8 protein-coding genes and 1 pseudogene are annotated in these 5,459 nt (G+C 44.9%); 5 read left to right on the forward strand and 4 right to left on the reverse strand.

What is annotated here, in order from left to right; all coding sequences use genetic code 11:
* Positions 1 to 403 (reverse strand): annotated as a pseudogene (locus AC1DWN_RS26850) (transglutaminase domain-containing protein); the annotation flags it as partial.
* Between the two features lie 5 nt (positions 404 to 408).
* Complete coding sequence (locus AC1DWN_RS26855) at positions 409 to 858, reverse strand: hypothetical protein (protein WP_477561954.1); 450 nt, start codon at positions 856 to 858, stop codon at positions 409 to 411.
* Between the two features lie 161 nt (positions 859 to 1,019).
* Between AC1DWN_RS26855 and AC1DWN_RS26860 the strand changes: the two genes are divergently transcribed.
* The 3 genes from AC1DWN_RS26860 to AC1DWN_RS26870 all read left to right on the forward strand — a co-directional run bounded on the left by AC1DWN_RS26860 (position 1,020) and on the right by AC1DWN_RS26870 (position 2,917).
* Positions 1,020 to 2,186, forward strand: a complete 1,167-nt coding sequence (locus AC1DWN_RS26860; protein ID WP_477561955.1) for an MFS transporter — start codon at positions 1,020 to 1,022, stop codon at positions 2,184 to 2,186.
* A 123-nt stretch (positions 2,187 to 2,309) separates the two neighbouring features.
* The gene (yjcZ, locus tag AC1DWN_RS26865; RefSeq protein ID WP_477561956.1) at positions 2,310 to 2,432 is read left to right on the forward strand and encodes a sporulation protein YjcZ; all 123 of its coding nucleotides are present in this window, start codon (positions 2,310 to 2,312) and stop codon (positions 2,430 to 2,432) included.
* Positions 2,433 to 2,545: 113 nt separating this feature from the next.
* Complete coding sequence (locus AC1DWN_RS26870; protein WP_477561957.1) at positions 2,546 to 2,917, forward strand: ribonuclease M5; 372 nt, start codon at positions 2,546 to 2,548, stop codon at positions 2,915 to 2,917.
* On the opposite strand, the gene AC1DWN_RS26875 is transcribed toward AC1DWN_RS26870, so the two are convergent.
* Together AC1DWN_RS26875 and cyoE are read right to left on the reverse strand one after the other, a co-directional pair.
* Positions 2,914 to 3,519 (reverse strand): SCO family protein, encoded by a 606-nt coding sequence (locus AC1DWN_RS26875; RefSeq protein WP_477561958.1) that lies wholly within the window; start codon positions 3,517 to 3,519, stop codon positions 2,914 to 2,916. The two genes, AC1DWN_RS26870 and AC1DWN_RS26875, sit on opposite strands and share 4 nt — an antisense overlap.
* A 46-nt stretch (positions 3,520 to 3,565) precedes the next feature.
* Entirely contained in the window at positions 3,566 to 4,441 is an 876-nt protein-coding gene (gene cyoE, locus AC1DWN_RS26880; RefSeq protein WP_477561961.1) for a heme o synthase, read from the reverse strand.
* A gap of 238 nt (positions 4,442 to 4,679) precedes the next feature.
* On the opposite strand from cyoE, the gene AC1DWN_RS26885 reads away from it, so the two are divergent.
* Together AC1DWN_RS26885 and AC1DWN_RS26890 are read left to right on the forward strand one after the other, a co-directional pair.
* Entirely contained in the window at positions 4,680 to 5,102 is a 423-nt protein-coding gene (locus AC1DWN_RS26885) for a cell wall hydrolase (RefSeq protein ID WP_477561959.1), read from the forward strand.
* A 41-nt stretch (positions 5,103 to 5,143) separates the two neighbouring features.
* A partial coding sequence (locus AC1DWN_RS26890) for a hypothetical protein (RefSeq protein WP_477561960.1) occupies positions 5,144 to 5,459 on the forward strand: 316 nt, incomplete at its 3' end.

Consider the following 5,459-nt stretch of genomic DNA (forward strand, 5'->3'; position numbering starts at 1 on the left):
CACCAGCAATAAGCCTCTCTAACAACGGTTCAATCAATGCCGCCAGTGCCCGCAGGAGTAAATAGCTCATAAGGAATATGACTCCGTACCGAAGAAGTGCAAAGTCACGTATACTCGTCAGTAGTGTAAACCACGCTTGCTCGAATGAGCCTAGCTCACGCATCGGCAGGTTTACGGTCCTTATAAGCCACTCAGCGATCACAGGCGATAAACGATTGGCCAACTGACCCGCTAGCAATAAGCAAACAATGATTACAACGCCTTCCCAAATAAAAAAGAAAAGACGCCTCGCAGAACCCGATGCGCCTCTCCTCATCCCTTGCACAAGCGAGCCAAACAGCAGCAAAAGAACAATAATTGAAACTGGTTCCGGCTCGCGAAATAGTTGATCCCAATTATTCATTTCGATTACCCGTTCTTCTTTGCTTGATCGATGAAGGTTTGTATCGTGCTGTCAAGCTCCCATTTGCCGAGAGGAGCTCCACGGAACGAGACAGTCACCTCGTTCACGCCTGGTTCGCCAATAAGCGTTACATTATTTGTTTTCACCGTAAATGTACCATCACTATTCGTCTCGAAAGTAGCATCCTTTGCTTCGCCTACCATGGCGCTTACAGCTTCCTGCTTCACTGTTCCTGCTACCTTGGTGCCAATCTCTTTCAAGTCATCCATGCTGTAGCCGCTGTACACAACGATACTTAATACAATTACAGCAACGAGCGCCCATTTAACGACAGTCTTTACGATGCGGACAATGAGAAATAGTACGACTAGTGCAATTACTAATACAAGCCAATGCTCTTTGAAAAAGGCCATCCATGTGTCTACGTCATACGTCGAAAAATCCAAAAAATCCAATACAATCCCCTCCATTATAACTCGTGCGAATTCCCATTACAAAATATTATAACCTACCAGTTAAAGGGCGTAAACGCTTGGCCCTCTTTTAAACAGACATATCCTGTCCAACTTTAACGTACAAGTAGTTATGAAGGAATTACGCAAGGAGGAACAGCCCTGTGAAAACTGCTATATGGCTTTACTTATTTTTGTTCATCGCTTTTTTCGATTTGCATGCTCAATATCCTATTTTAACTCCCTTTGCTATCTCTATTGGCGCAGCCCCTTCCTTTATCGGTCTCATGATGGGTATGTACTCTATCACACATTTACCAGGCAATCTTATTGCCGGATTTGGTGTGGATCGATATGGCAGCAGGTTTTTTATCGTATTCAGTTTATTGGCAGCAGGTATTGTCCTTCTCTTCCAATCACATGTAACCAATCCTTGGGAACTGCTTATTCTACGCTCCATCAGCGGGTTTGTACTTGCCTTCCTATCTCCAGCGTGTCTATCCTTGCTCGCTCGTATTACAAGTGACCGAACAGAGCAAGGTAAACTGATGGCCGGCAACGGGCTTGTTCATACGCTAGCGTCTGTTGTCTCTCCGGCTGCTGGAGCCTATCTGGTTGCTAAGATTGGATTTACAACCGCATTTAGCTTGCTAGGCTGGGTATTAATTGTAACGGCAATATGTGCACTCTTCTTCATTAAGGATATTCACTTAAAACCCGAGCTGTCAGAAGACGATGCCGCGGCTCTTACCAAAAACAAACCTAAGCTGCCGCTTGAACCGGCGACTCCTATACCATGGCTTATTTTTCTGCTGCCGGCAGCTATCAGTTGTGCTCAAGGCATATTATCTTTCGAGCTCCCGCTGCTTGCCAAAACGCAGGAAGCCATGCTAACAACTGGATTACTGTTTTCCGTTGTAAGTATCGGCGCACTCGTTACGCTAAGCATGCTTTTCTTAAACCGTGTATCCGCATTTGGACGTACTTTATGGGGCTCACTTCTTTTGGCTATCGTATACTTTTGCATCGCAGCAGGTGCTCCTGCTCCTTTTGCGGTTATGCTGCTTTTTGTTGGTATGGCCAAGGGCATCATCCTGCCAGCCTTATCTACGCTGTTGATTGAGCTTAGCGGCGGTGCCCGCTATGGGAGGACGTTCTCCGTCTTATCGATCGCTTTCTCAATCGGAGCTTTCATTGGACCTATGGCAGCAGGCCAGCTGAGAGATCATATATCACCCTATTATCTCGCCTTTATCGGGCTTATGATTGCAGTTACCGTACTTCCGTTCCATATTTCTCGGTCACTGCCTTCTCGCACCCATTTTTCGTGACTTGGGTAGAAGCACAGGGCTATCGCCGCATCTGTACATACAATAGCGTATGGCAGATGACCAGTAATGACATTAAGCATCTGGAACATCAGCTTGCGAATAGGAAGAGGGGTGACTCCTGACATGTCTGGAAAAGTAGAGCACGTAAGCAACAAAGGCTCTGGATATAACGGCTTCACAAACACTGGCACGATCCTTGTGCTGTTTATATTACTTGTAATTATCGCTTGCTCTTGTATGCGCTAATTTAATCAATCGATACAAAAAAACGGCATGCATCACGCATGCCGTTTTTTGTATCGGTAAAAATAAAATTTGGTGGTAAAATAGAACGAGCTCAAACAAACGGAGGTGACACCATGGACCTTGCCATAATTGTAGAAGGAAAAAATGATAAAAGCCGCCTGCGACGCGTTTTGCAAGCTGAAGTCCCCATTTACTGCACATTCGGAACGCCGGGCTCTGAACAGCTTGAGAAGCTGCGCTTGCAAGTCGGACAAAAACAGGTATACATATTTACGGATAACGATTCGTCAGGAAAACGAATTCGCAGCCTGCTTCGCGATAGCTTCCCTGACGCCGAGCATATATATACAAGAAAAGGCTATTCTGGTGTGGAGCATACACCAGAGGATTATTTGGTCACACAACTAGAAAAAGCGGGTCTCGATGCGCAGATTATTTATCCTTCGCAGAGTCCCGCTTCATTATGGAGTAAAGATGAATTTTAAAGAAGCTTGTTTAGTTCCTTTACAATCTGATCGGCCGTTAAGTCCTCTGCGCTGCCATTAAATTGTTTACGAATTTGTCCATCTTTGTCCACAATTGTAATGACGTTTGAATGTATGAATGAGCCATCAGGAGCCTTTTGAACCATTAGACCAAAACCTCGTGCTAACTCCGCTGTAGCTGCTTCCTCACCCCGGAGGAAATGCCAGCTATCAAAGCTAGCCTCTACTTTGTTCGCAAATTTACGAATAACTTCATTTGTGTCACGCTCTGGGTCAAAGGTTATAGATATGAGCTCGGCTTTCTTGCCTAGCTTACCTTCCTCTTTCAACTGATCCTGTACCTGCGAAAGCAGGAAGGTAGTCGGAGGACACACGTCCGGGCAATTAGCAAAATAAAAATATACAATTCGAGCTTTGCCATTAGTAGATGCAAGCGATACTTGTTTCCCATCAATATCAGCTAGCTCGAATGCAGGAGCTGCACCTAGTTTCGGGAGCGGCTGCTTTGGCTCCATTACATAAGTAAAAAATAAATAAATACCCATAACAGCGCAAAGCGCTAATACCGCAATTTTAAAACTATGCTTTTTTGCGAAGCCCACTACATTCACTCCTTAAAATGATGAAAGATATATAGGATCAAACCTATTATGAAAATGGCGTGTTAAGAATCATGGCTAGAAATACAACCATTAAATAGTTCACAGAAATAAGGAAGTTTGTCTTCGCCCATTTCTCAGTATCTGGAGCGGAGGTTCCCTTCAAAGTGTGAACCAGCCACACTATTCCTCCAATTACAGAAATGATCAAGAAGTAGATACCCGAATATCCATACGTGTACATTAAAACCACAACAGGAAGAAGTAAAACAACATATGGGATCATCTGCAGCTTTGTCCGTTTAATGCCTTTCACAACAGGCAGCAGCGGATAACCCGCAGCCCGATATTCTTCAACGCGACGAATGGCGAGTGACCAGAAATGGGCAGGCTGCCATAAGAACAGCAAAGCAAACAATAACCAAGCACCAGCGTCTATTTCATTAGTTACTGCACAATAGCCGATTACAGGCGGCATAGCACCGGAAATTCCGCCTATGGACGTGCTCCAGGTTGATGATCTCTTCAGCCACATCGTATAAATAACAATGTATACAGACCATCCTAACAGTCCTAGCCATCCAGTTAATGGATGAATGGAAAATAAAACACCCAAGCCTACAATCCCCAAAATAATACCATAAGCGAGTACCGCTCCTGGCTTCATTCGACCAGTTGGCAAAGCGCGGTTTTTCGTGCGCTCCATCTTCAAGTCAAGCTCACGATCCCAATAGTTATTCGTAACTGTTGCGGACGCAATTATAAGTGTAGAGCCAACAAGCACCAATATGAGAAGGATAAAATCGATATCCCATTTGGAAGCAACCCAGAAACCACCTAATGCGGCGAACATATTTAGCCGAAGAAGCCCTGGTTTTGTTAAATCAATTAAGTCTTTCAGCACGAAGCGAGCCTCCCGAGTTATACGACAAGACGCATTTGCGTCTATCTTTCATTGATGAACCGTTCTTAATCATACCGAAAAAAGGATGCAATGACAACGTACATCCTTTTTGTTCATCATATTGCCACGCAAATTGTGACAAATCGTTTGTAACCAAATGGGCAGACATTCAATACAATAACAATGTAGTTAGAAGCCTATAACTTTCCGTGCCTTAAATTGTGAAATAGTCTAAGAAGGGAAGTGAACCACCCCATTTATGGCAGTCATTAAAACAAACTCCGAGAACACCAAAATGCTTGCTCGGCTCATGCGTGCTGAAGCCGAGGGTGAAGGTGAGCTCGGAATGCTTATGGTTGGTAATGTCGGCGTAAATCGTGTTCGCGGCAATTGTATGGATTTTAGAAACATTCGCTCCATCCCAGATATGGTATACCAAAGTCCTGGCGGTTTCGAAGCGACGCAAAAGGGTTACTTTTATCAGTCTGCTCGCGATAAAGATATTCGCTTGGCAGAACGCGTCATTAACGGCGAACGTCAGCACCCCGCTTCAAATGCGCTTTGGTTTTTCCGTCCAGCGGGCGACTGCCCGAGTACATGGTATGATCAGGCAAATAGTGGACGCTACAAGGCACATTGCTTCTTTGTTCCAACTCCCGGCGACTGTCCAGCTGTTTATTAAAACTACATTTTTTCTAACATGCGAAAGCGAGGAATAACAGAATGTCTAACGGTTATGGTTACAAAAATCAGGTAAGTCCAGCAAACATGGGTCCTCAATATGGTGGTTATGGCAGCTATTCTCAGCAAAATTTCCCGACCACTTTGCCAGCTCAGGTTATGCCAAATGCGGTAATGCCTAGTTCAATGATGCCTAACTCCATGATGCCAAATTCGGTGATGCCTGCTTCTACTATGCCAAAAGGGATGATGCCGACTGGCATGATGCAAGCTGGAGCTGGGATGATGCCGTCCGGTATGATGCAAGCTGGAGCTGGGATGATGCCGCCTAACGTACCGAGCGGCGCCTTCGTTACAC

It is taken from the genome of Paenibacillus sp. P4_A7 (assembly GCF_056402455.1).

Bases quoted from the DNA above. Each gene is read 5' to 3' on its own strand.
- yjcZ (WP_477561956.1), top strand. From the start codon at position 2,310: ATGTCTGGAAAAGTAGAGCACGTAAGCAACAAAGGCTCTGGATATAAC.
- AC1DWN_RS26870 (WP_477561957.1), top strand. From the start codon at position 2,546: ATGGACCTTGCCATAATTGTAGAAGGAAAAAATGATAAAAGCCGCCTG.
- AC1DWN_RS26885 (WP_477561959.1), top strand. From the start codon at position 4,680: ATGGCAGTCATTAAAACAAACTCCGAGAACACCAAAATGCTTGCTCGG.